General features: G+C 36.5%; 19 protein-coding genes. 15 read left to right on the plus strand and 4 right to left on the minus strand.

What is annotated here, in order from left to right:
• Positions 1–113: 113 nt before the first annotated feature.
• A complete protein-coding gene (gene selD / locus ACPWSR_RS09240) occupies positions 114–1,148 on the minus strand; it encodes a selenide, water dikinase SelD (RefSeq protein ID WP_426347946.1) in 1,035 nt (344 codons plus the stop codon).
• 294 nt (positions 1,149–1,442) lie between these two features.
• On the opposite strand from selD, the gene ACPWSR_RS09245 reads away from it, so the two are divergent.
• Positions 1,443–2,231, plus strand: a complete 789-nt coding sequence (locus tag ACPWSR_RS09245) for a M15 family metallopeptidase (protein WP_426347947.1) — start codon at positions 1,443–1,445, stop codon at positions 2,229–2,231.
• 139 nt (positions 2,232–2,370) lie between these two features.
• Entirely contained in the window at positions 2,371–3,090 is a 720-nt protein-coding gene (locus tag ACPWSR_RS09250) for an alpha/beta hydrolase family protein (RefSeq protein WP_426347948.1), read from the plus strand.
• Positions 3,091–3,106: 16 nt separating this feature from the next.
• On the opposite strand, the gene ACPWSR_RS09255 is transcribed toward ACPWSR_RS09250, so the two are convergent.
• Positions 3,107–4,183 carry a DUF2804 domain-containing protein gene (locus ACPWSR_RS09255; protein ID WP_426347949.1) on the minus strand — a complete coding sequence of 359 codons (1,077 nt, stop codon included), beginning with the start codon at positions 4,181–4,183 and terminating at the stop codon, positions 3,107–3,109.
• Between the two features lie 197 nt (positions 4,184–4,380).
• Here ACPWSR_RS09255 and ACPWSR_RS09260 point away from each other — a divergent pair, with 197 nt between their 5' ends.
• Entirely contained in the window at positions 4,381–4,938 is a 558-nt protein-coding gene (locus tag ACPWSR_RS09260; RefSeq protein WP_426347950.1) for an RNA polymerase sigma factor, read from the plus strand.
• On the plus strand, positions 4,925–6,373 hold the full coding sequence (locus ACPWSR_RS09265) for a DUF4179 domain-containing protein (RefSeq protein WP_426347951.1): 1,449 nt from the start codon (positions 4,925–4,927) through the stop codon (positions 6,371–6,373). Before ACPWSR_RS09260 ends, ACPWSR_RS09265 begins: the two co-directional genes overlap by 14 nt.
• Positions 6,374–6,528: 155 nt before the next feature.
• On the opposite strand, the gene ACPWSR_RS09270 is transcribed toward ACPWSR_RS09265, so the two are convergent.
• Positions 6,529–7,713 (minus strand): CD0519/CD1768 family membrane protein, encoded by a 1,185-nt coding sequence (locus ACPWSR_RS09270; protein WP_426347952.1) that lies wholly within the window; start codon positions 7,711–7,713, stop codon positions 6,529–6,531.
• Positions 7,714–8,073: 360 nt separating this feature from the next.
• Between ACPWSR_RS09270 and ACPWSR_RS09275 the strand changes: the two genes are divergently transcribed.
• From ACPWSR_RS09275 to ACPWSR_RS09320, 10 genes are all read left to right on the plus strand, one after another.
• Positions 8,074–8,994 (plus strand): haloacid dehalogenase-like hydrolase, encoded by a 921-nt coding sequence (locus ACPWSR_RS09275; protein ID WP_426347953.1) that lies wholly within the window; start codon positions 8,074–8,076, stop codon positions 8,992–8,994.
• Between the two features lie 82 nt (positions 8,995–9,076).
• Positions 9,077–9,736: an ABC transporter ATP-binding protein gene (locus ACPWSR_RS09280; protein WP_426347954.1), complete on the plus strand. Its 660-nt coding sequence runs from the start codon at positions 9,077–9,079 to the stop codon at positions 9,734–9,736.
• 1 nt (position 9,737) lies between these two features.
• Positions 9,738–12,998, plus strand: a complete 3,261-nt coding sequence (locus ACPWSR_RS09285; RefSeq protein ID WP_426347955.1) for an FtsX-like permease family protein — start codon at positions 9,738–9,740, stop codon at positions 12,996–12,998.
• 110 nt (positions 12,999–13,108) lie between these two features.
• Positions 13,109–13,276 carry a hypothetical protein gene (locus ACPWSR_RS09290; RefSeq protein ID WP_426347956.1) on the plus strand — a complete coding sequence of 56 codons (168 nt, stop codon included), beginning with the start codon at positions 13,109–13,111 and terminating at the stop codon, positions 13,274–13,276.
• A 129-nt stretch (positions 13,277–13,405) separates the two neighbouring features.
• Positions 13,406–16,849 carry an immunoglobulin-like domain-containing protein gene (locus ACPWSR_RS09295; RefSeq protein WP_426347957.1) on the plus strand — a complete coding sequence of 1,148 codons (3,444 nt, stop codon included), beginning with the start codon at positions 13,406–13,408 and terminating at the stop codon, positions 16,847–16,849.
• A 253-nt stretch (positions 16,850–17,102) separates the two neighbouring features.
• Positions 17,103–18,065, plus strand: coding sequence for a hypothetical protein (locus ACPWSR_RS09300; protein ID WP_426347958.1), 963 nt, complete (start codon positions 17,103–17,105; stop codon positions 18,063–18,065).
• A complete protein-coding gene (locus ACPWSR_RS09305) occupies positions 18,062–18,727 on the plus strand; it encodes a hypothetical protein (RefSeq protein WP_426347959.1) in 666 nt (221 codons plus the stop codon). The genes ACPWSR_RS09300 and ACPWSR_RS09305 overlap by 4 nt, the downstream gene beginning before the upstream one ends.
• Positions 18,711–19,757 (plus strand): DUF4350 domain-containing protein, encoded by a 1,047-nt coding sequence (locus ACPWSR_RS09310; RefSeq protein ID WP_426347960.1) that lies wholly within the window; start codon positions 18,711–18,713, stop codon positions 19,755–19,757. Before ACPWSR_RS09305 ends, ACPWSR_RS09310 begins: the two co-directional genes overlap by 17 nt.
• The gene (locus ACPWSR_RS09315; RefSeq protein ID WP_426347961.1) at positions 19,736–20,701 is read left to right on the plus strand and encodes an AAA family ATPase; all 966 of its coding nucleotides are present in this window, start codon (positions 19,736–19,738) and stop codon (positions 20,699–20,701) included. The genes ACPWSR_RS09310 and ACPWSR_RS09315 overlap by 22 nt, the downstream gene beginning before the upstream one ends.
• A gap of 17 nt (positions 20,702–20,718) precedes the next feature.
• Entirely contained in the window at positions 20,719–22,047 is a 1,329-nt protein-coding gene (locus tag ACPWSR_RS09320) for a DUF58 domain-containing protein (protein ID WP_426347962.1), read from the plus strand.
• 166 nt (positions 22,048–22,213) lie between these two features.
• On the opposite strand, the gene ACPWSR_RS09325 is transcribed toward ACPWSR_RS09320, so the two are convergent.
• Positions 22,214–23,161, minus strand: a complete 948-nt coding sequence (locus ACPWSR_RS09325) for a stage II sporulation protein M (RefSeq protein WP_426347963.1) — start codon at positions 23,159–23,161, stop codon at positions 22,214–22,216.
• A 106-nt stretch (positions 23,162–23,267) separates the two neighbouring features.
• On the opposite strand from ACPWSR_RS09325, the gene ACPWSR_RS09330 reads away from it, so the two are divergent.
• Complete coding sequence (locus tag ACPWSR_RS09330) at positions 23,268–23,981, plus strand: RDD family protein (RefSeq protein WP_426347964.1); 714 nt, start codon at positions 23,268–23,270, stop codon at positions 23,979–23,981.
• Positions 23,982–24,154 lie beyond the last annotated feature (173 nt).

A 24,154-nucleotide genomic window follows, 5' to 3' on the forward strand; every position in this document is an offset into this window, starting at 1 on the left:
AAGTATTGATTATTTCTATAGCATTGCTTGTCTTTATAAATAGAAGAGGAAATAGTGAATTATTAGCAAAAAGGCCTCTGTAAAATTTGATATTTTACAAAAGCCTAAATTATTTATTCTACTATTATACTATAATCTTTGAATTCTTCCGCTGAGCCAATTATTTCAGCAACAGGCACTATATCATTTAAAGCAGATAGGAGCTTTAAACCTTCCTTTTCAGGTATGGATATCAATAGTCCCCCTGCAGTTTGTGGATCAAACATTATATCTGACAGCTCCACCGGTAGCTTTTTCTTAAATAGAACACTATTTTTAAGATATTCTCTGTTGGCATAGGCACCACCAGGGATTATTCCTAGCTTAGCCATATCTATAGCTCCTGACAGTATAGGAAGCTTCGAGGAGTCGATTCGGAGGCTCAAGCCACTGCCCTCTGCCATCTCAAAAGCATGTCCTAGAAGTCCAAAGCCGGTAATATCAGTACAGCTGTTAGGCTTAAAGCTTCCCATAACCTCAGCTGCATATTTGTTTAGCATGGTCATAGAAGAAACTAGCTCTTTATAGTGAGATGCTTCAAGGAGATCAGTCTTGCAGGCAGTAGTGAGAATACCTGTGCCTAAGGCCTTAGTTAAGATTAAGATATCTCCTGGTTTAGTACCGCTATTGGTCAATATTTCAGAAGGATGTGCAAAGCCCGTAACTGAAAGACCATATTTAGGTACGGCATCCTTTATGGTATGCCCACCGGTAATAATGGCATCGGCTTCCATGACCTTTTCATAGCCTCCCTGTAGGATTGCATGTACAACATCTTTAGGCAAGTCCTCAGGAAAACAGAATATATTCATGGCTAGCTTAGGTTTGCCTCCCATGGCATAAACATCGCTTAAGGAATTTACTGCAGCTATACGACCATATTCATAGGGATCATCGATTACCGGTGGAAAGATATCCACAGTCTGAATAAGTGCTAAATTATCATCTATTTTATAAACGGAAGCATCATCGCTTTTATCAAATCCTACAATTAAATTTGGGTCAGAAAACTTAGGTAGCTGACACAGTACCTGCGCCAGGGCACCAGGGCCTATTTTGGCAGCTCAGCCACCGTGACTTGTCATATTAGTAAGCTTTATATTATCCATGATAATACCTCCTCCATAGTATTTTTAAGCAAGCAAAGTATAAAAGGATTTTTCTTTAGGTTTCTGCTTTATCATAACATTTTCATCAGTAATTACAAGGATTTTTTGTATTTTTTTGGTCATTTAATACAATGATTTTTTGATGTTTAAGCTATTGATTATTTGCACTATTGGAGTAATTGTAAAGGCTTTATAGTATGAATTGTAAAACTTTTATTAAGGTTCTGTTGGTTTTTGTAAAATATTATATAATTAAGATAAGATATTATGTATAATTTATTAGGGGGTGAGAGGATGAATAAGAAATATTCTATATTGATATTGGGATTAATTGTATTGTTATTAGGAGCAGGTTGTACATATATAAATGTAGCAAGTAATGAAGTAATTTTATCCTCTGTAGCGTCCCAAGAGACGGAAGATAAGCTCATAGAAGATGAAGGGGTCGCACTGATGGCGGGAACACTAATAAGTGAGGTTCAAGAGCTTTTTCACTCTTATGTAAGGGCCAACCTTCAGGATGAATATCTTATATTGGTAAATAAAGAGGTAAGGCTAGAGGATACTTATGAGCCGAAGACCTTAGTATTACCTGAGGTTCCTTTTACCAAGTCTTCAGATAAAATTGTAAGGGTAATGGAAGAGAAGGCTGCTAAGGCTTTAGAAGAGCTTTTTGAAGCAGCTAGAGACGATGGTATTATGTTATTAGCTAATTCTGGCTATAGAAGCTATTCTATCCAAAAGAATCTGTATGAAAGAAATCTACGAATAAAAGGGAGAGCCCATACAGAAAAATATTCTGCACAGCCGGGAGCCTCAGAGCATCAAACTGGCCTTGCCATGGATATAGTGGCAGAGAATTATCAGAGCCTGGATGAGGGCTTTGAGAATACAGAGGCTTTTAAATGGCTTTCAGAAAATGCCTATAAATATGGATATATATTGAGATATTTAGAGGGTAAGGAGGACATAACAGGGTATGGCTATGAGCCCTGGCATTATAGATATGTTGGACAACCCTATAGTGAATACATAACAAGAAATAATCTGACTTTTGAAGAGTTTTTAAGTAAATATCAGTAGAAGTGGCTATGGCCACTTTTTTTATATAGCTTTTATTTTAAGGATATAATAAAGCTGCATAGCAAAATGTTTTACTATAGTAGAATTGCTAGAAATATATAAGGCTTGGCAGAACTAAAGATTAAAAGGAGGATATGCTTTGGATATAATAAATAAAACAAATCTAGAATACTTCGCACATACTAACGAGGATATCTGTAAAATGCCCATTAAAGGAATAGTTTTAGAGTTCCATGGACTGGGCAGAGGAGGGAGAATGGTTTCTGACCATAGTCAGCTCTCAAAGGACTGCGCAGAAAAGGGTATTCTTTATGTATTCCCTTACTATGGACCCTGGAGCTGGATGAACTCTACTGCGGTGAAAACTGTAGATTCCATAATGGAAGCAATCTTTGATAAGTATTCTCTTAATGATGATATTCCTGTTATCTCTACAGGAGGTAGTATGGGTGGACTAAGTGCTTTAATATACAGTCGGTATGCACAAAGGACGCCAGCAGCCTGTGCTGCTAACTGTCCTGTATGTGACCTGCAGTATCATTATATGGAAAGAGCAGATTTGCCTAGGACTATTTATCATGCCTTTGCTCATTATAATATGCCTTTAGAAGAGGCGATAAAAACAGCATCTCCCATAGAGCAAATAAAGGAGATGCCTAAAATACCATATTATATTGTGCACACTCTAGAGGACACCATGGTGAACAAAGAAAAGCACTCTGATACCTTCGTAAATGCACTGAAGGATCTTGGTCACACAGTAGAGTATGTTGAGGTTCCCGAAAGGGATCATCTAGATTTAACGGATGAGGCTCTTAAGGGATACAATGATTTTATCTTGAGCTTCATTAATAAGTAGGATTAACGGGCAGTGGTTACCACTGCCCATAATGATCCTCAACCCAGCCTAATAAATCCTTTATTTCATAGGTTACTCCATTTTTATCCTGTATGCTTCCATAATAATAGCCTATCACTTGATGAACCTCTGATCTCACTATTTTAAGATCTGTTTTGGCTATTCTTTCGTAGAAGGGAATAAAGGACAGATCTATCCTGTCGGTAACCGTAGACTTTATCTCCCAGGTATTCATATAGTTATTCTTATCATATATAAACTTTAAGTCCTCACTAATCTTTGTAAGCTTTCCATCGATAACAATGGCATTTTCAGTCATCCCAGTCCCATCAGTCCACTGTCCACCTAAGTTTAATCCAATTACCTTACCGTTTTGAATTCCTGAAGCACTGCCCCAATTCCAGGTAACCTTATAAGGCCATATACCTCTGCCGAAGTCTAAACAGCCAAAGGTTTTCTTTGAAGAGAGGTCATAGGTTTTGTTTCCTACGGTGAGATTGCCTGTTACTGGAAGACACTGATGCTTAGAGGTAAATTGGAAGTGCTTCTCATCCCAGGGTATTACTACATTCAAGGTTTCATGTCCCTTTGGATGAGTAACCTTAAAATCAGCATTCATCTCAAAACCGTTGAAATCGTTACAGCTGGCAGTTATCTTAGTTCCATCCTTTTCTTGAATAAAATTAAGTGATAGCTGATTATTTTCAAAGGATACAGATTCATTAACTCTATTTGGCATCTCACAGCCTTTTCCAAAGGGAGCTATAACGGTCTTTTCTATAAAGAGTCCACTTTTATAATCCAAAAAATATGCAAATATCATCCCAGCATAATCAATATTTGATATAGTTACGGAAAATAAACATTCTTCATTGGTGATGCACCAGTAATTCCATTTCTTTTTTCTCAGCCAGTTCCTAGTTACATTACAGTTAACTACTGGATTTTTTGCCCACACTATGCTGTCCTTCAAAAGCCTACCCTTATCATCGCAGAGATTTACTTCCTTTCTTATCTCTCTTTCCTTCAACAAGCTAGTAGTCAAACCCATATTCTTATCCCCTTCATAGTGAATTTTTATTAAGGTTTTCATGAAATCCTTAACACCCCTATTTTTATTATATGCTCTTAAGATTACAGTAAAAAGACTTAAAGCCTTAGTAAAAGAAAGTTAAAAAATAGTTCATAAAATTTATATTTAATTGCATCTTTTTTCCTTTTGTGTAAGTCTAATATTATATAGATGATTTTATAACTGAAACAGATTTATAGTGGAGCAGGAGGTTAGGGATGGAGCTGGAGCTGAAGGTTAAAGAAGCCCAAAGAGGAAATGAAGAAGCTTTTCTAGAGCTCATAAAGGAGCATAAAGTACTCTTATTTAAAACTCTACATTATTATTTGAAGAATCAGGAGTCAGCCTTAGAAGGTGTGCAGGAAGTTACCTGTAGAGCATTAATAAATATTAAAAATCTCAAAAACCCACAGGGCTTCAAGGGTTGGCTAATGAAGATAGCCGTCAATTATGCCTTTGACGAAATCAAGAAAAATAACCGTGAGGGGGTAGCTGCCTCAGAGCCTGTTTCATTAGATTTTACTACGGATAATAATTACCAGAGGAAAGCAGATGAGATTTCTGTGGACAAGATTTATTTAGATAGCCTCTTAGGCAGCATAAAACCAGAGTATAGCAGAGTTATTGGCCTTAAGTATTTTCAGGACATGACTATCAGCGATATATCTAAAGCACTGGGAATGCCAGAGGGCACAGTAAAAAGCTATATCCGCCGAGGACTTAAAGCAATGAGAGCCATATCATTGGAAGGAGGTATCTGCAATGAAGGAAGATAAGGATTATGAAAAGCTGTATAGGGATATGATGGGACTTCCGCAGGAGGAGTTAATAGGGCCTCTAGGAGAGGAAGACATAGAGAATCTTCTAGAGGAGGCTGAATTGATTGAACTACCTGGGAATATAGATGAATATATTGCCAAAGGCGTGAATAAGGGAAGGAAGATCCTTTTCAGAAAAAGAATTAGATTAGCTAGTACCTTGGCTGCTGCATTTGCTTGTATATTTTTTATATCCATGATTTATATTTCTCCTGCCTTTGCAGAAGGTGTAAGTAAGATACCAGGTCTTAACTATATAGTGGAGCTAGTGTATAGAGACAAGGGACTAAAAGCTGCTGTGGAGCAGAATTTTGTAATTAATGTTAATGAGAGTGTTGAGAAGCAGGGGATAAAAATTACCATAAAGGATGTAATCATAGATACCTCTAGAGCAGAGATATATTATGAAATAGTGAATGAGAGTCAGTATGATAGTATAAGTATAGAAGAAGTTAAGTTTAGGGATGGGGAAGGAAATAAGCTGAAGGAATATGCTTTTGGGCATGATGGTATGCCAATTGGTTTAACAAAGGATGGTGAATATGTAAGATCTCTCAGTATTTTGTTTAGTGGGGATATAGATGCTATACCTGAAATTATGAAAATTTCCATTGAGCTTAAACAGCAGAAGGAGTTTCAAGGAGGAGAAAAGGGAGAAAAAATTGTTTTGGAAGGTAGCTGGGATTTTTCCTTTCCAATAGATACAGAAAGGCTTAAGGACATGGTCCATGAATATACTATAAATAAGAAGGTAGTTGTTGAGGGACAGGAGATTATATTTAAAAAAGCTAGAATAACACCCATTCAGACAACACTTTATATCGAGTATGCTGAAAGCAATACCAAAAAGATATTCAGCTTTGAGGATTTGGAGCTTGTGGATGAGGATGGAGCTGTATGGAGAACTGTAGAAGGGTGGTCAGGAAGTAGGGGAGATGATAATCATCAAACCATAAATTTAGAAAGCGACTATTTTAAAGACCCCAAGGAGCTATATATAAGAGGAAGTAGCATACGAGCCATGGATAAGGATAAGCTCACTGTTATATTAGATGTTGAAAATGAGAAAGTCATAAAGAGTCCTGATGAGAGCTTTAATTTTACTGTTGATGAATTCACTGAGGATAGCTTGACCATTAGCTATAGGTATAAAGATTCCAAGGAGGATGATAGTGGTGGCTTGTCTTTCCAGTGGGATGCAGTAGATAGTAGGGGGGTAGTTTATCGCAGTACTTCTAGCAGCTCCTATGGCGGCTCTACTGTGGATAATGTAAGAGTAAAAAGTGGCTCTATTACACTTGCTATAGACAAAGACTTTGTAGGACCTATTTCCTTGGAGTTAGATGATTATCCTGCAAGAATTAATGAGGAATTCACCGTAAGGATTAAGTAGAATAAATTATAAATAAACTTAATAAATAAAAGACCTAGATATTCTGATTCCTGTTATATAAGCTGATAACTCAGTTTGTGTTTATATAAGGAGTATATCTCAGGTCTTTTTTATATACTGATTAAATATGATTTAATGCAATAATTTTTTATTCATTACAAAATTGAAGACAGGAGTAATATACCTTTGTATAGAAGATGTGCAGCGACACCAGCAGAGATTCCTCCTATGGTGTGGGAGAGGATGGCATGCCCGGTGAGCTCACGGGCCTTAAGGCTATCCATCATGGCTACGTGGGTGCTGAGGTAGCCGCTCCAGCACATGCACATGGCGGTGAATACTGCTATGTCGACTCCAGTGGCTTTGCCGGCTTCTACAAGCTTAGGGATTAAGCCTATGGCGGCTCCTGCGGCTCCTAGAGCTGTGATTGGAACGGCAACAGCTTCAGCGCTGGTAAATCCAAAAAGCAGCTTTAAAATAAAGGAGAGCTTTTCACCCACCCAGGGAAAGAAGGCAACACCTTGGAAGGCTTCTCCAGTATATATTCCAGCTGAAGAGGGACCGTTGGTAAGCATGAGGACAAGGGTGCATATTATCAGAACCCCTGGTATTATATCAAAGCCAAGGGTAACTCCCAGCTTTCCCCCCTCTAAAAGGGAATTAATTGCTCTGAGGCCCACGTTTCCATCACGAACAACTCTGAAATCATTGGTTATTTCTAAGGTGTCCTTATCTGCTGGATCGCAATATTCTGCAGTGCCATAAACCTTTGAGGTATGGCGGAGCATCAACCTTGTGCTCACAAAGCTTCCTATGATGGCTCCAAGATTTCCTATTACTGCAGCAAGGACGAAGCTGTGACCAGAGGGTGCAGGTATTCCTATGATAAAGGCCGTAACGATAAGTCCCATACCAAAGGCTGTACCCAGGTTAGTAAGGGCTGGTAGCTGATATTTTTTGAAGTATCTTCTAAAATTTTTATCATTAGCTAAGGGAAGTATTGCAGGGTTATCTGATACATAGGTAGCTATTATACCCATGGAGGCGGCCCCTGGAAGGCCATAAATTGGCCTCATCAGAGGGGATAGTACCTTGTTTATCAAGGCTATTACACCAAATTCTGAAAGAAGGCTAGAAACTGCTCCAGCAACTACGGCAGCAGCCAGAATATAAAATACTGTATCCATAAGCAGCTGGTAGGCAGTGCCGATTAAGGTGTTGATCATATTTACACCACCCATTATAAAGCCAAGGGTGAAAAAGAAGCCTAAGAAGATAAACAAAAATATAAAGGTCTCAGAGCTTATAGCTCTTTTTAGCTTTACCTGATTATTGTCCATGGTTAATTCCCCTTTAATAATATGATTGATTAATATAAAGTCTTAGCTGTTCCTATAAAAGCTTAAATCTGCATAACACCCTCCCTTACAGTTATACGTTTACAAAAATACGCTATTAAAAGTATACTTCACTTTAAAGGAAGTATACTTTTGAAAATTTCTTAGGCAATACAATTATAGCATATTAACTTGAAGTAAATACAATATTAATTCACTTATAAACTTATATCACTTAATTAAATAGTATAATATAATTATTTATAGAAATACATTATCTGTATTATTTAATTCAAGCTTATATAACAATTAATATACAGTTAATATTGAAATGATAAATTAAATATTAGGGAGGAATCATTTATGGTAAAAAGACTAATAAGCAGCACTTCCTCAGAGCTGCTTTCTTTAAATGCTAAGGAGCTAATTGAGGCTATTGAGGCTAGTGAAGGAAGAGTGATGGTGGCTGAGACCGTAGGAACGGTGCCATCAATGTTTTATCCATATAGCAATGCAGAGGCTGTAGCTGCTTTTGGTGCAGATATGATAATCTTGAACGTTTTTGATGTGGATAACCCTATGGTTTATGGCTATGACCATGTGGAAAAGAAAGAAGTAGTTCGTGAAATAAAAAGGCTTACAGGAAGACCTATAGGAATTAATTTAGAGCCAGTAGATGAAGAGGAAAAAACTCTAGGAGAGATTACAAAGCTCTCTACCGGTAGATTGGCTACTGCCGATAATGGAAAAAAAGCAGCAGACATGGGTGTTAATTTTATTGTACTTACAGGAAATCCTGGAACAGGAGTTTCAAATAAGGCTATAGCTGCCTCCATAAAGAGTATTAGGCGAGAGGTGGGAGATTCCTTAATTCTTATTGCTGGCAAAATGCATGCTGCTGGCTCACATAAGGAAGCTGCACAGAATATAATTACTAAAGAGGATGTAAAGAGCTTTGTGGAGGCAGGTGCTGATGTAATATTATTCCCTGCACCAGGGACTGTTCCAGGGATAACCATGGAGTATATTAGAGAGCTAGTAGAATATGCTCATAGCTTAGGAGTTCTAACTCTCACAGCCATAGGAACCTCTCAGGAGGGTGCAGATGAGGCAACCATAAGAGAGATTGCACTTATGTGCAAGATGACAGGAACAGATATGCATCATATAGGTGATGCAGGCTATCCAGGTATGGCTGTTCCAGAAAATATAACAGCCTATAGCATAGCCATAAGGGGTAAAAGACATACTTATAATAGAATGGTTGCCTCTGTTAATAGATAAAATTATAAAGTAAGAAAGAATTTAGAGGTGAAAAATATTGAGTGCATACATTGAGATGCGGGATGTAAAAAAGATATATAAAATGGGCGAAGTAGAAATCAAGGCAGTAGATGGAGTAAATTTCACCATTAATAAAGGAGAGTTTGTAGTAGTAGTTGGTGCCAGTGGTGCCGGTAAAAGTACAATCTTAAACATATTAGGAGGAATGGATTCACCCACCTCTGGAAAGATAATAGTGGATGGCAGTGAAATCAGCAGCTACAAAGAAAAGGAGCTTACCACTTATAGAAGAGATGATATTGGCTTTGTTTTTCAGTTTTATAACTTAATTCAAAACCTCACAGCTGTGGAGAATGTTGAACTTGCAGTGCAGATCTGTAATGATCACTTAGACCCTTCTGAGGTTATGGATAAGGTTGGGCTTAAAGATAGAAAGAACAATTTTCCTGCCCAGCTTTCCGGTGGAGAACAGCAGAGAGTTGCCATAGCTCGTGCCCTGGCTAAAAAGCCAAAGCTTTTGCTCTGTGATGAACCAACGGGTGCTCTAGATTATAGTACTGGTAAGTCCATACTAAAGCTTCTTCAGGATACCTGTAGAGAATTTGGTATGACAGTAATAGTTATTACTCACAATTCAGCTATTGCTCCTATGGCTGATAAGCTAATCAAAATAAAAAACGGAAGAGTGGATAAAATCGTAATGAATGATAATCCTCTCCCTGTAGAAGAGATAGAGTGGTAGTATGAAAAAAGCATTAATTAAGGATACATTTAGAGAGATAAAGGGAAGCTTTGGTAGGTTCTTTGCCATCCTAGCCATAGTTTTTTTAGGGGTGGCTTTTTATGCAGGAATTACTGCTACAGGACCGGATATGCGTATCACTGGAGATAATTACTTTGATGATACCCATTTTATGGACATAAGGCTTTTATCCACCTTTGGCTTTAGTGACAAGGATATAGCAGCTATTGAGAAGGTAGAGGAAGTAGATGGAGTATTTCCTACATATTCCATGGATGTACTGGTAACCTTAGAGGATAAGGAAGAGGTAATAAAGGTTTTTTCTCTTCCTTTAGATAAGCTGAATAATCAAGATGAAAGCTATATTAATAGGCCTACACTGGTGGAGGGTCGCTTTCCAGAAGCTTCTAATGAAATTGTAGTTGAAAGAGGAGCCCTTTTTGAAAGTGGTTTTGAAATAGGCTCTGGTATAACCTTAGCCTCGGGAACTGATGAGGACATCAGCGAAAGCTTAAAGGAAACAGAATATAAAATAGTAGGGATAGTGGAGCATCCTTACTATATATCCTATGAAAGAGGAACTAGCTCTATTGGCAATGGCAGGGTCTCTGCTTTTGTTATGATACCACAGGAAAACTTTAAGAGTGAATTTTACACAGAAGTATATGTTACCTCTAAGGCAGCTAGAGCAATGGGAACCTATGATGATGAGTATGAAGAACTCATTGATAATATAAAGGATTCACTAGAAGCTGTTGCTGAAGAGAGAGAAGAAGGAAGATATAATGAGATAATTGCTGAGGCTCAGGCAGAACTAGAAGAAGGAAGACAAGAGCTTCAGGAGGGTGAGGAAACCCTAAATAAGGAGCTTGCCGATGCAGAAAATAAGCTTAAGGATGCAGAACGTGAGCTTCAAGAAGGAAGAAATACCTTAAATCAGGAAAGAGTTAATTTTAATAATCAGATTAAGGATGCAGAGAGGCAGATTGCTGCAGGATACCAGGAGCTTGAGGCTGGTGAGGCTGAGTATAATCAGGGCTACAATGAATTTCAGGCACAGAAGACTCAGATAGAAGCACAGCTTCAAGAAGGAGAAAATGCATTAAAGCAGCAGGAGGACCAGTATTCACAACAGCAGGCACTTTTAGCAAGTACAAAAGAGCAACTAGCTGATGAAAGCTTGACTCCTGAAAAAAGGGCAGAGCTGATGACTCGAGTAGCTGAGCTTGAACTGGTGCTTCCTATGATGCGTCAGGGCTTAGATGAAGCTTGGCAGGATTTTAATTCTCAGAAGCAACAAGCTGAAGCAGGGTTTGCCCAGGGAGAAGCTGATCTAGCAGCAGCTCGTAGCGAGCTAGATTCTGGAAGAGCTGAGCTGAAGAAACAGGAGGCTAATCTTCAGGCTGGAAAAGCGGAAGCAGAAAGGGGATTTTTAGCAGCAGAAAGAGAAATACAGCAGGGAGAAGAGGAAATTGCTGAAGGCTGGAGAGAATATGAAAAGGGTAAAGAGGAAGGTATTGCTGAGCTTCAGAAGGGTAGAGATGAGATAGCTGAAGCTGAGGAAGAGATAGCCTCAATAGAAAAGCCCGAATGGTATGTCCTTGGAAGAGATACCAATTATGGATACATGCAATATGGTGCAGCAGCAGAAAATATGGATGCTATAGCCAGAGTGTTTCCAGTATTTTTCTTTCTCATTGCAGCTTTGGTAGCCCTTACCACCATGACCAGAATGGTAGATGAGCAGAGAATTAATGTAGGTACCTACAAGGCTTTAGGCTATAGCAAGGGAGATGTGGCCTTTAAGTATATAGTATACGCTATATTAGCCAGCTCTTTGGGAGCTATTTTAGGAGTTCTTCTAGGTTTTGAGCTTATCCCTAGAATAGTATTTAATGCCTTTAGTATAATGTATACACTTCCGAATTTTGATCCAGCCTTTCATGTAGGGATAGCAATTGGTTCCGTTGCTATAGCAGTATCTGTAACAGTATTTTCTACAGTTTTTGCCTGCATAAAGGAGCTTACTGCAAATCCTTCTATTTTAATGAGACCTAAAGCGCCGAGGACAGGTAAGAGAATATTCCTAGAGAGAATTACTTTTATATGGTCAAGGATCAGTTTTATACAAAAGGTTACCTTTAGGAACATATTTAGATATAAGAAACGCTTCTTCATGACAGTAATAGGAATAGGTGGCTGTACAGCTTTAATACTAGTAGGCTTTGGGGTCAAAGACTCAATAAGAGATATAGTAGGAAAGCAGTATAATGAGATATTTAACTATAATGCCTCCATTGATACAGACATTTCCTTAAAGGAAGCTAGGGGAGAAGAAATACTAGATTTCATAGAGGAAGAGAAGAAAATTGAGAGCTTTATAGTAATGGATTATAAAAATATACAGCTTGCCTCGGAGGATGGTGAAGAGGATGTTATCCTTACAACCCCAGAAAGACCTGAAGACATCTATGAATTTATATCTCTTAGACAAAGAACTAACGGTAAAGAGGTTAAGCTTTCAGAGAAAGGAGTAATCCTTACAGAAAAGCTCGCTAATGTCCTGGAAGTGGATATTGGAGATAATGTAGCCATTAAAGAGGATAATAGAGAGATAGGAAAGGTTCAAGTAACTGGTATAACAGAAAACTACTCTGGTCATTCTGCATACATTACTCCAGAGCTTTATCAGGAGATATATAAAAGTGCTCCTGAGTATAAGAGTATCTTGATTAAAGCCACAGATAGCAGTGAAAAGTTTGAAGATGAGCTATCAAACACACTGCTAGAAGAGGATAATATAACTTCAGTAACCTTTGTCACTTCCATGTCTGAAACCTTTGACAATATGATTACTAGCCTAAACTACGTGGTAATTGTTTTGATTATATCGGCAGGAGCTTTGGCTTTCATTGTACTATATAATCTTACAAATATTAACGTCAGTGAAAGGCTTAGGGAAATTGCTACCATAAAGGTTCTGGGCTTTTACGATAAAGAGGTATCGGCCTATGTATATAGAGAGAATCTTGTTCTTTCTATAGTGGGAACACTTTTTGGATTGGTACTTGGAGCAGTCCTTCATCAGTTTGTAATAGTCACTGCTGAAATGGATGATATGATGTTTGGAAGAGAAATAATGCCTATGAGCTATGTCTATGCAGCGGTATTAACCATGGTCTTTGCTGTGGTGGTAAATTACGTGATGTTCTATAAGCTGAAGAGAATCAAGATGGTGGAATCCTTAAAGTCTGTAGACTAGTAAGAGATAATAAGTCCATAAAATAATTTCATAAGCTATAATTAAAAGTTTTCACTGGTGCCATAATAGGATTAGGCACCAGTGTTTTTTTAAATTAAGGAGGAATTAAAATGAAGGAGTATATAGAAAAAGGAAAAGAAATAGTAAATACAAACAAGAAGAAATTAATAAAGAGAATATCCATAGTGTTAATTATACTAGCTGCTCTTGGAGGAGCAGGAATTGCTAAAGAATTGAGCATTATAAAGGGAAGTTCATATTTGAACTTCTTTTTTTAATTATTTCCTTATGGTTTATAAAGATATAAGAATTATGACTAAAAAAGATTTTTTTTGACGAATAATGTGATAAAATTGAAATCGCTTGTTAAAACAAGATAAGGGATACATTATAGAAGGGGGATTAGGTTGAAGAAGTTAATTTCAGGTGCATTATTATTTACCATGCTATCAACTAATATAGCTTATGCTATGCCAAAGGATAACGCTTTGTCTGATATAAGTAATTGTTATTTACAAGGAAATAATTATACAGAAGGCAATAACGAAAAAGTAGATTATTATGCTCAAAAAGACATAATTATAAATTCTGTTGCTGAGCTAAAGGCTAATATTCAAAATAGTGGTAGCGTTCTTACTCTTAATAATGATCTTAAGGTTGAACAAAGTGATTTAGATCAAGGAAGCAATACCTTAGAGCTTGTATTGGCTTCAAGTGTTGTGATAAATGGTAATGGAAAAGCTATTGATTTAAACAATCTTGGTAACCTAACCTTAAAAGGAAAGGATATTAGATTGATAAATGTTACAGTAAAAAACTCTAATAACCATGCAATTAATATATATAATTCTAAAAATGCTTTATTAGATACTGTAACGGTAGAAAATTCAGCTAGAACTGGAGTTTTTGTTAATGGTAGCTCTGTGAAATTACAAAACTGTACAACTATGAACAATAATGAAGGTGGAATTGTTATAACAAGGTCGAGAACGCTTCTAGGTTCAGGTTATTCAGATTCATATGTTGAAGTTATCGGTAAGATAAAGCAGCAAGAATCAAATATAAATGTTAATGTTAAAAACTTAGAAATGACTGATGGTTATATTCAGGATAATAAATTTATTTATCCGAAGGACACCTATGATGTATATATAAATGATAAAGAATATAAGGTCTTAAGTGATTACTATTTAGACCACTTTAACATACAAGGTGAAGATAGGAAAAAGAAATATCAAGAACAAGATATTGATTATATGACTATTAGACAGGTTATAGATGTTACAAAGAATACTGAGGTTCTAGATGAAAATGGAGATCCTATCCAGCTAGTGGGAGATGGGCTTAATGATGAAACGAAAAAGCTAGAAAAGCTAATTGAATATGCCGCCTCCCATGGTAGAGAGCTATATTTCCCACAAGGAACCTATAAAATAACAAGGGATATTGATTTATCTCAAATAACGCTGCCTGCTTTATCTAATTTTAAGCTAAGTGGAGATAAAAATGGCCTTTCCATTTTTGATGGTACTTCTAGTACTGAAAAAATGCTGAAGCTACATTATGCAGAGTACAAAGGTGTCATGAACTATGTTGCAATAGAAGGTATAGTATTCAATAATATGGGAGTTGAAATAAACGGTCCATATAAAAAAGGAATTACATTAAAAAATAATACCTTTATCAATGGTAATTACACTAGAGAAAAAAGAGCAGATGGAAGCATATCAAAGGCTATAATGGAACCCTATGTGATAGCTAAAAATAGCAAATACACAATAGAAAATAATATTTTCTTAAGAGGGACCAATTATCCAGGTAGAGGTATATCCACATATAGAACTAAAAATACTAATATAAACAACAACTTCTTTGGAGATCTAGATGGTGCTGAGGATGCAGCTAAAATGCTACCAGCAGAAGTAAGCAATAGATTGTCCATAATTAAGAACTCAAATTTAGTCTCTGGAAATCAAGGTAATTTCTTTACTGCTATAAATAATGAAAGATATGATACTAATGTTGTTATATCTAACAATTATTTTAACATAGTAAAGACAAGAGATATACTTAGTGATTTCCCAACAGATGTGTTGATATCTGGTATAAATGTTTCTAAAGAGGGACAAAGAAGAGACCACATAATTTACTCTAAGAGCTATGATGGTTTAAATATTGTCGGTAACTATTTTAAAGGAATGGAAAATGGAGCTGCTGGTGGTGTCAAGATAAGGAATGGAAATAACGCTTATATAGGTGCTAATTACTTTGATGATGTTCCTTTGCTAACATATATATACGATGATTTATCACGAGAGGATACCCTGCTTTATGATACAGTGATATACAACAACCTATTCCATGCAAAAACTAACTTTGGTGGACAAGGAACCGGAATATTATATTATCAAAGCTTTAGAGATGGAGATACCCTTGAGTTTAGTTTAAAAAATGCTGATGGAAGTGTTACAAAGGATGTCTGGGCAAATGCTTACGGTGATGTTAAAAGCTTTATAATTTATAAGAATTCCTTTTTAAGTGATGACAGAGATCAAATTACTATAAGTGGTAGAGCGCAGACAGCATATAAAAATAATGAGTTTATAGCATATGGAAATACCTATATGGATAGTCTTAAAGCTGTAAATTATAATACTAAGGGTAATCTAGGGATACCAGAAGCAAGTGAACAGCTTATACTTTCTAAAGTTAATGATGGATATCATACTTACAAGGATAGAATTATCCCATTGACCCCCGCTAAGGTTGATTATACTTATCTTAAGGAAGCTATGGATGAAGCTAATAACTTCTATCAATATCTTTTAGATAATGATTTAATAGGAATTTTAAATGGAAAGTATTCTAAGGAAGTCGCCGAAGAATTAAAAGCACTTTTAGATAATGCTAATAATATGATGAGTCTAGGAACTTTAAATCAAGGTGATACGAACAAAGCTCTTACTTTAATTGAGGAGACCTTAGAAAAGCTAAAGAATTCAATTAATTCCAAGGGAGATGCACCTGTTGTCGATAAGATAAGTGACATGGAGATCTTAAACGGTGATAAAGTTGACTTCCTGGAGGGGCTTGTTATCACAGACGATAGGGATAGCCAAGAACAGTTAGATATCAAAATTGATGCAGGGGACTACGATAGCTCCGTTCCTGGGACATATACTATTAAATATACGGTAACCGATAGAGATGGAAATATTATTATCTTTACCAGAAAGATAAAGGTTCTAGAAGATATAGAAGCAACATTACCTGAAGAAGATGGTGACAACGGGGATAATAATACTGGTAATGATAATAATGGCAATGACATCGGTAATGGTAATAATGATAATGATAATAATATTCATAATGGTAATGACGATGTGGATAAACCTAATCAAGAAGAGGGTATAGTTGATGAAGAAGGTTCTGGTGGAGATGATGATACCGGAGAAGACAATAACATAAATAAAGATGACAGTATTAATGAAGAAAATAGCTCTACTGGAGATAATAATTCAGCTGAAGACAATAATTTAGATTCAGATAATAGTCTCAAGGAAGAAAACAGCCTAAATGAGGATAACAATCTCAAGGAAGAGAACAATGTAAATCAAGATGGTAGTCTCAATGAAGAAAATCTTCTAAAGCAAGATAATAGTAATAATGAAGATAATACCTTAGATGTAGGACAAGGTTTAAATGAAAATAATAGTGAAAGTCATAAGGGGTATATGGATATTGTGAAAAATCCATTTAGTTGGCTATTTCTTTTACTATTATTGTTACTGTTGTTTAGAAGAGACAAAAGAGATGAAGAAGAAACTGAGGAAGCTGAAGCTAACAAATAAATAGATAGAAACACATTTAATCAATAATTACTATAGGACTAAAACTTATTTAGTTCCTATAGTAATTTTTTTTGTTCTGAAATAGTAAGTAATAAATAGAATTATATTTATATAATGAAATTGAATTAGTGGGTTATTGATATATTTAGAATTTTATATAAACTTTAGTTATTGTTGTTAAATAATGCTTTAAATTATTTGAAATATTTAGTAGAATTTAATATATCGTATTTGACCGTAGGAGTGATTTATTATGAACATTACAGGTATAGCAGAAATAATGGACAAGTCTCTCGATATCCTCAGACAAAAATTTAAGGATATTGTTATGTATAATTTAGTATATACAATGATTCTTGGCATAGTAGGATTTTTGTTAATTGTTCTATTTGCAATTCTGGGTATATTCCTTGTATCCTCTTCCGATGAGTTTTCTGGAGTGATTACATATGTATCAGTATTATTGACTATTCTCCTGGGTCTGTATCTTTCCTTAGGTACGGGAGTGATCAATATTGCATCTAAGACCGTTTTAGGAGAGAAAACCTCTATCGGTAAAAGCATATCCTTAGCTTTCAAGGCTATTTTAAAGACCTTAGCTTTAACTTTTCTTGTAGCTCTTACGTTAATTCCCGCCATAATAATATTTTATTACATGGGGAGAGGTTTTATAGATAGCTTCTTTAATTTCATTAATTTTGGCACCTTTACCTTTAGACTTCAGTGGCTTATTTTTATTATTATTCCATTGTTTATGCTGCTTTTAGCATTTTTCGTTGCTATATTATATTTAATTTTCTATATTTATATTCTCCAGGAGATGATTATTGAAAAGAAAGGACCTATAAGGGCTATAAAGGGAAGCTACAGGCTTATAAAAAATAATTACTTTACAACCCTTAAGAATGTGTTTTTAGTCCTGCTATCTGTCTATGGTATTAGATATTCCTTTGAAAGTATAGTAACCCTGGTAGTAGCTATTATCTATCTTGCTGGAGTGCTTTTTGGAATTGAACAGGACATGATGACTATTTTTACTGGTATTTATGGGGTGATGACTGTACCTCTCACAGCTCTTACCTGGCTTGTTATAACTCCAGTATTTTTTATAATGACCACTGTTATGTACTACAATGAGAGAGCTAAGAAGGATGGAATTGACTTATATATGAAGCTGGAGACTTTAAAAAAACAGCGAAAGGAAATGGCTAAGTGAAGACATTAAATATTGTACTAACAACCTTTGGGGATTTTGAGAAGGTCATAAAGGATATAGTTAATAGTCCACAATACAGTCATTTAAGAGCTGATAAGGAAGGACCTTTTGATAGCTTTTATGAAAGATTAGTTAGGTGGATGGGAGAGCTTATATATAATGCTTTCGGTGGAAGTGGGTATGCAGCGAAGGATGGAAGGGTTATTTCTACTCTAGCAATAATTTTGATTATAGCAGCGGTGATTGCTCTTATAATCTTTATACTTTTCAAGACAAAAAGAAAAATTACAAGAAGACCCAAGGATATATTGGGAGAAAAAATCCATGGGGACACAACACCTATATCCTTAAGAAGGAGAGCGGAAGAAGCTTTGGGGGCTGGAGATTATAGGGAGGCAGTGAGGCTTGAATATATTGCTCTTTTATTGCTTCTCCATGAGGCTAAGCTCCTTTACCTGGAGGATAGCATGACCAATTATGAAATATATATTAAGCTAAAGAATAATAGCTTTCACTCTATAGATGCTATGGCTTATATTATGGAGATATTTAATTCTGTTTGGTACGGAAATAAAAGTTTTTCCTCTATGGATTATCAAGTCTTTAAGGAAAAGAACCAAGCGCTGTGGAATGAGGTGAATAAGAGTGAAGAAGCCAATTAGAAAGGAATTTATTATTTTAATTGTTATAATACCGATCTTAATATTTGTCAGCTATTTTGTGGGGGTAAGAAGAGAAGGAAGCCTTCCCAATTATTCAGTTATAAATAAAAGTAATAAGGGATTAAGTGTTTTTTATGAAGCCTTAGAGGAGCTTGGGTATAATACAGAAAGAACCACAGAGCCCTTAAAGGATGAAGATTATAATGAAATTATTGTCCTCACAGAAAGCTATAACTATTATTTAGCAGAGGATGATGAGATTCTATCTTGGGTAGAGAGTGGAGGAGATCTATTTTATATCCGAGAAGGGGGCAATTCTTACCTTGATACGAAGGTTCCTGCTATAGATAATGAGTACTTTTCTATTTATATGATAGGAGAAGGAAGGATACTGGATGCAGAGCCTGACTATATAAGTAATGTAGCCCTTACTGAGGATATTGCTCCAGCCTATGAGGTTTTTATGGGTCTAGAGGAGCTGGGGAGTAAAGATATTGTATTTAATGAATATTATCTGTACGGAGGAAGTGAAGAAAAAACTCTTTGGCAATCTGTACCTGTGGGACTTAAGATTATTTTGCTGCAGTTAATACTTGCGTTAGGGGCCTGGTACTATTACAAGGGTAAGGCCTTTGGTAGGGCTGTTCCTTATTATGAGGAGGAGGAAAGGCAGGAAAATGAATATATTTATAACACAGCTTCGATTTACAGAAGGGTGGAGGCCTACGATCTCATGGCTCAAGCCTATTACAGCGGACTCCTTAAGCCTCTGAGAGCCAGCAGTGATAACTTTCTTTCTATCTGGGAGAAGGAGGAGCTACCTGGTTTTCAGGAGGCAAAAAAGGTACAGACCTTTATGGAGGATACCTTTTTTAAGGGTAAGAGCCTGGAGGATGAGGCAAGCCAGTATTTAAAGGCAAATAAAAAGGTAAATAATAAGGAATATATTGAGATAATAAACCTCATGGAGGAGCTTAGGACAGTACTTAATAAAAGGAGAGATTCAAAGTGGAAAATAGCAGGTATATAACAGCAGCAGAGCTAGCAAGGAGAATTAAAATAGAGCTAAAAAAGGCAGTAGTAGAACAGGAAGAGATTATGGATCAGGCCATAATAAGCCTTATAAGCGGAGGACATGTTCTCATAGAGGGTGTACCAGGCCTTGCAAAGACAATGCTTATTAAGGCTCTGGCTAGGACCCTATCACTAGACTTTAAAAGGATACAATTTACTCCTGATTTAATGCCTGCAGATATAACTGGTACAAAGGTATTTAACATGCAGAATAGAGAATTTGAGATGGTAAAGGGACCTGTATTCACTAATTTCTTATTAGCAGATGAAATTAATCGTACACCTCCTAAAACTCAAGCAGGACTTTTAGAGTCTATGGCTGAAAACACTGTATCTGTAGATGGAGAAATGCTTCCGCTGCCAAACCCCTACATGGTTTTTGCTACAGAAAACCCCTTAGAATATGAAGGTACCTATCCTCTTCCAGAAGCGCTGGTAGATAGATTTATAATGAAGCTTCTTATAGATTATCCTTCCTCAAAGGGAGAGAAAGAGGTTCTCATGAGGCATAATCAAGGCTTCTTGGGAAGTGATTTAAATAGCGTAGGGATTGAGGCTTTATACACAGCAGAAGATATTATCGCCTGCAGAAAAGAAGTACAGGGGATAAGGGTTGAGGAGGGTCTTATAGAATATATAGTTAATATAATTAAAGAGACAAGAAATAACCCTACTATAGAAATAGGCAGCTCACCTAGAGGGTCAATAGCTCTTCTGCAGTGTTCTAAGGGTTGTGCAGCCTTTATGGGAAGGGATTATGTAATTCCTGAGGATATAAAGAGGATGGCACTGCCAACTTTAAGACACAGAATTATTTTAAAGCCTGAGCTTGAGCTAGAAGGAGTTAAGCCCGATGAGGTGCTTCAGGATATATTGTCCAAGCTTAAAGTGCCAAGGTAGAGACTGGAGTGATGGCTTTGAGTATTACTAAGAGAGCAGTTTATTTATTTGCAGCAGGGGCAGTGCTTTTAATTCCTACCCTGCTATTTGCAAAGGGTTTTGGTGGACTACCTATAATATTATTTTTTATATATAATTTAGCTTTAATTTTACTTATCTTCTGGGACTACGCTTCCAATGATGGGAAAGCTGTCCTTAAGCTTAGGCGCATAGGCAGCAATAAGCTTTCTCTCCATGAAGAGGAGGAGATTTCCTTTGAGGTCTTAAATGAAGGGGATAGGGAGCTTTATGTAGAGCTTAAGGATGACATTCCATATCACCACTTTATTCGCAGGGATGTTCTGATGAAAAGGAAGCTTCCTATAAATGTAAAGGAAGTTTTGAGCTATAGGATAATACCTAATAAAAGAGGAGCCTTTTCTTTTCCAAAGGTTTATGTAAGAGCCTTAGGCAAGCTTAAGCTTACCATGAAGCACTGGATAGAGCCATTGTCAGAGGAATACAAGGTGTATCCTAATATGAAAAATCTAAAGAAGTATAGGGTTAACCTAAGCAACAACAGGCTCATGAGAGAAGGAAATAGGACGATTAAGTTCTTAGGAAGAGGTACCTCCTTCGAAAGCCTCAGGGAGTACAACCGTGGCGATGAATATAGAAGGATAAACTGGAAGGCCACAGCTCGTGAGAATAAACCCATAGTTAATCAATATGAGCCAGAGAAGAATCAATATGTGTATATATTTATCGATGGGGGAAGACCCATGAGCTATACCCTAAAGGGTCACAATAAACTGGACATGGCAGTGAATACCGCCCTGGTGCTTTCCGATATTGTAAATCAGCAGGGAGACCAGACGGGAATACTTCTCTTTGATACAAAGGTTCAGGAAATGCTCCTCCCAGGAAAGGGCCCAGGCCATAGAACCAAGATATTAGAAGCCCTATACCATGTGGAGGGTGGAAGAGATTCATCTAATTATCAGGAGGCTTTTAATTATTTCAGTGTTAAAGAGAGACACAGAAGCACTATATTCCTATTCACTGATTTTGACACCTACGAAGAAGCCGAGGAAATGTCTCGAGTACTGACCATAGTATCCAAAAAGCACTCCGTAGTAGTTGTCCTCATCAAAAATGAAAATTACGCCCATATCATAGACCAAAGGGCAACAACCCAAGAAGAGATATTCAACAAGGGCGTAGCCCTAGAGCTCGACGAGGAAAGAAGAAGGATAATCACTGTACTAAACAGACGAGGAGTTTTCTGCATCGAATGCCCAGTAGAAAAGCTGGAATACACCGTAATCAACAAATACCTCCAGATGAAAAACCGCAACCTGATGTAGAAGGGTGTAGTATTGTGTAATGTGGTGTAATGTGAATGGCACCATAGAAGTGAGAAAGTGTTCGCATTGAAAGGCGAACACGAGGGTTTTTATAAGGAAATAAAAGAAAATAAATAAAAGAGCAAAGGATGTATTAAATATATCCTTGCTCTTTATAAATGATAGTTTATTTCTTTTTTTTGTAGGGTATATAAAAATATAGTGCTAAAAGTACTGCAGTTAAGGCTGCAAAGGATAGCTTGGCTGTAACGCTTATATCCATGGGGGTTATGAAGCCTTCTATTATTCCGGCTATCACAAGAAGTAAGGCCACTCCAGCTATTATTGATATTGCTTTTTTAGCTCCAATTATTATAGAATGGCGTCTTTTATGTTCTCCTGGTACCAGAATGCTCCTGGCTATTATAAGTCCTGCTCCACCGGATAAAAATATTGCTGTAAGCTCTATTACTCCATGGGGAAGTATTAGGGACCAAAAGATTGCTGGATCAGAAAAGCCATAAGCAAGGGCTGTAAAAGCTCCAAGGTTTAAACCATTGATGAAGAGAACATATATAGTTCCTATTCCTAAGGTTATTCCGAAAACTAAAGCTCGTAAGGCAACACCGATATTGTTTACCATAAGAAAGCTAGCCATTAAAGGATCGTTCCAGGGCGTGGCCCCTTTGATTCCAGCTTTAAGGTGCTCTACTGTAGGAGCATCTAAAAAGTAATAAGCATTATCAGTGTTTATAAATATCATTACAAGGCTCAATAAAAAGCCTAAGAAAAAGAAACCGAAGGAAGCCATCATATACCATTTTGATTCCTTTAAGGCTTCTGGGAAGCCTCGGAAAATATATAGGAAAAATTCCTTGGGATTGAACTTTTTTACTGAATAAATTTGATTATGGCATCTTCCCACTAAGGCGTTTAAATAAGTAACCACCTTATTATCAGGGAAGTGGGTCCTTGCATAAGCCAGATTATGGCTTGTGATTCTAAAAACCTGAAGAAGTCTTTTAGCCTCCAAGGAATTAAGACTTTTAAGTCCTTTTTGACTTATACGAGAGGAGAATACCTCAAGCTCCTTCCAGGTGTCAGTATATCGGTTGATAAAATGTTCAATTTTCAAAATATTCACCTCGAATATATTTTACCAAAAAAACGGAGTTATACCTATAGTTGGCTATGTAAAAAGGTTGCAGTCATAAAGAATTTACAATTAAGGAGGCTTGAGAATGAAGAAGATAAAGATTTTAACTCCAGATAATATAGAAGTTGAATATCTTCTTGCAGATATAGGCTCAAGAGGAGCTGCAGCAGGTATTGATACTTTGATAATTAATATTTTTCTTTTTTTTATTTTATTTATCGGTATATTATTAATCAATTATGCACCAAATTTTTGGGATAAATATTATGGATGGATTATAGGTATTGGATTATTTCTATACGGATTTATAAATTATGCCTATTACATAATAGCTGAACTAAAAATGAATGGACAAACCCCCGGCAAAAAGCTAGTGGGAATAAGAACTATACGAACAAATGGCGAAGCCATAACCTTTAAGCATTCTGCCCTAAGAAATCTATTTAAAATTCTCATGGATTATTATGGTATTGGACTAATCATGATATTTTTCTCCAGTAACCATAAACGCCTTGGAGATGTAGTAGCCTCCACTATGGTTGTCATAGAGAATAAGCAAGAAGCCCCCGTTACCTTAGAAGAGTTAAAGGATCAGAGCTCCGACGGAGCTGCTTACAAGAATAACATCACTTACTACCTAACAGAAGAAGAAAATAATCTTCTCAGAGATTATTACGATAGAAAATCCACCCTTGAAAACCCAGAGGATTTTAGGCAGAGCCTAAAAGAATACTTCACAGAAAAGTTCACAGAAGCTGGAAACCTTCATCAGGTACAAGATTTTATAGATAGGATATAAGGCAATGTAGGATAGCAGAATTTGTAGTATATTGTAATGTGAATGGCACCATAGAAGTGAGAAAGTGTTCGCATTGGCATAGGAACATTATAAAATTTATGAGATGTTAAAGGGTTAGAAAATATTTTTGTTGTTGACTAAATTATTTGTGTCCTTTATAATTCTAAAGGTTG

It is taken from the genome of Alloiococcus sp. CFN-8 (assembly GCF_049943125.1).
Classification (GTDB): Bacteria; Bacillota; Clostridia; order Clostridiales; family Clostridiaceae; genus JAEXZL01.

What these genes read in the sequence shown, in the direction of transcription:
- ACPWSR_RS09270 (WP_426347952.1), bottom strand. Translation starts at nt 7,713, where the DNA reads ATGGACAATAATCAGGTAAAGCTAAAAAGAGCTATAAGCTCTGAGACC.
- ACPWSR_RS09300 (WP_426347958.1), top strand. Translation starts at nt 17,103, where the DNA reads ATGAACATTACAGGTATAGCAGAAATAATGGACAAGTCTCTCGATATC.
- ACPWSR_RS09285 (WP_426347955.1), top strand. Translation starts at nt 9,738, where the DNA reads ATGAAAAAAGCATTAATTAAGGATACATTTAGAGAGATAAAGGGAAGC.
- ACPWSR_RS09255 (WP_426347949.1), bottom strand. Translation starts at nt 4,183, where the DNA reads ATGAAAACCTTAATAAAAATTCACTATGAAGGGGATAAGAATATGGGT.
- ACPWSR_RS09280 (WP_426347954.1), top strand. Translation starts at nt 9,077, where the DNA reads ATGGGCGAAGTAGAAATCAAGGCAGTAGATGGAGTAAATTTCACCATT.
- ACPWSR_RS09260 (WP_426347950.1), top strand. Translation starts at nt 4,381, where the DNA reads ATGGAGCTGGAGCTGAAGGTTAAAGAAGCCCAAAGAGGAAATGAAGAA.
- ACPWSR_RS09330 (WP_426347964.1), top strand. Translation starts at nt 23,268, where the DNA reads ATGAAGAAGATAAAGATTTTAACTCCAGATAATATAGAAGTTGAATAT.
- ACPWSR_RS09245 (WP_426347947.1), top strand. Translation starts at nt 1,443, where the DNA reads ATGAATAAGAAATATTCTATATTGATATTGGGATTAATTGTATTGTTA.
- ACPWSR_RS09265 (WP_426347951.1), top strand. Translation starts at nt 4,925, where the DNA reads ATGAAGGAAGATAAGGATTATGAAAAGCTGTATAGGGATATGATGGGA.
- ACPWSR_RS09290 (WP_426347956.1), top strand. Translation starts at nt 13,109, where the DNA reads ATGAAGGAGTATATAGAAAAAGGAAAAGAAATAGTAAATACAAACAAG.
- ACPWSR_RS09275 (WP_426347953.1), top strand. Translation starts at nt 8,074, where the DNA reads ATGGTAAAAAGACTAATAAGCAGCACTTCCTCAGAGCTGCTTTCTTTA.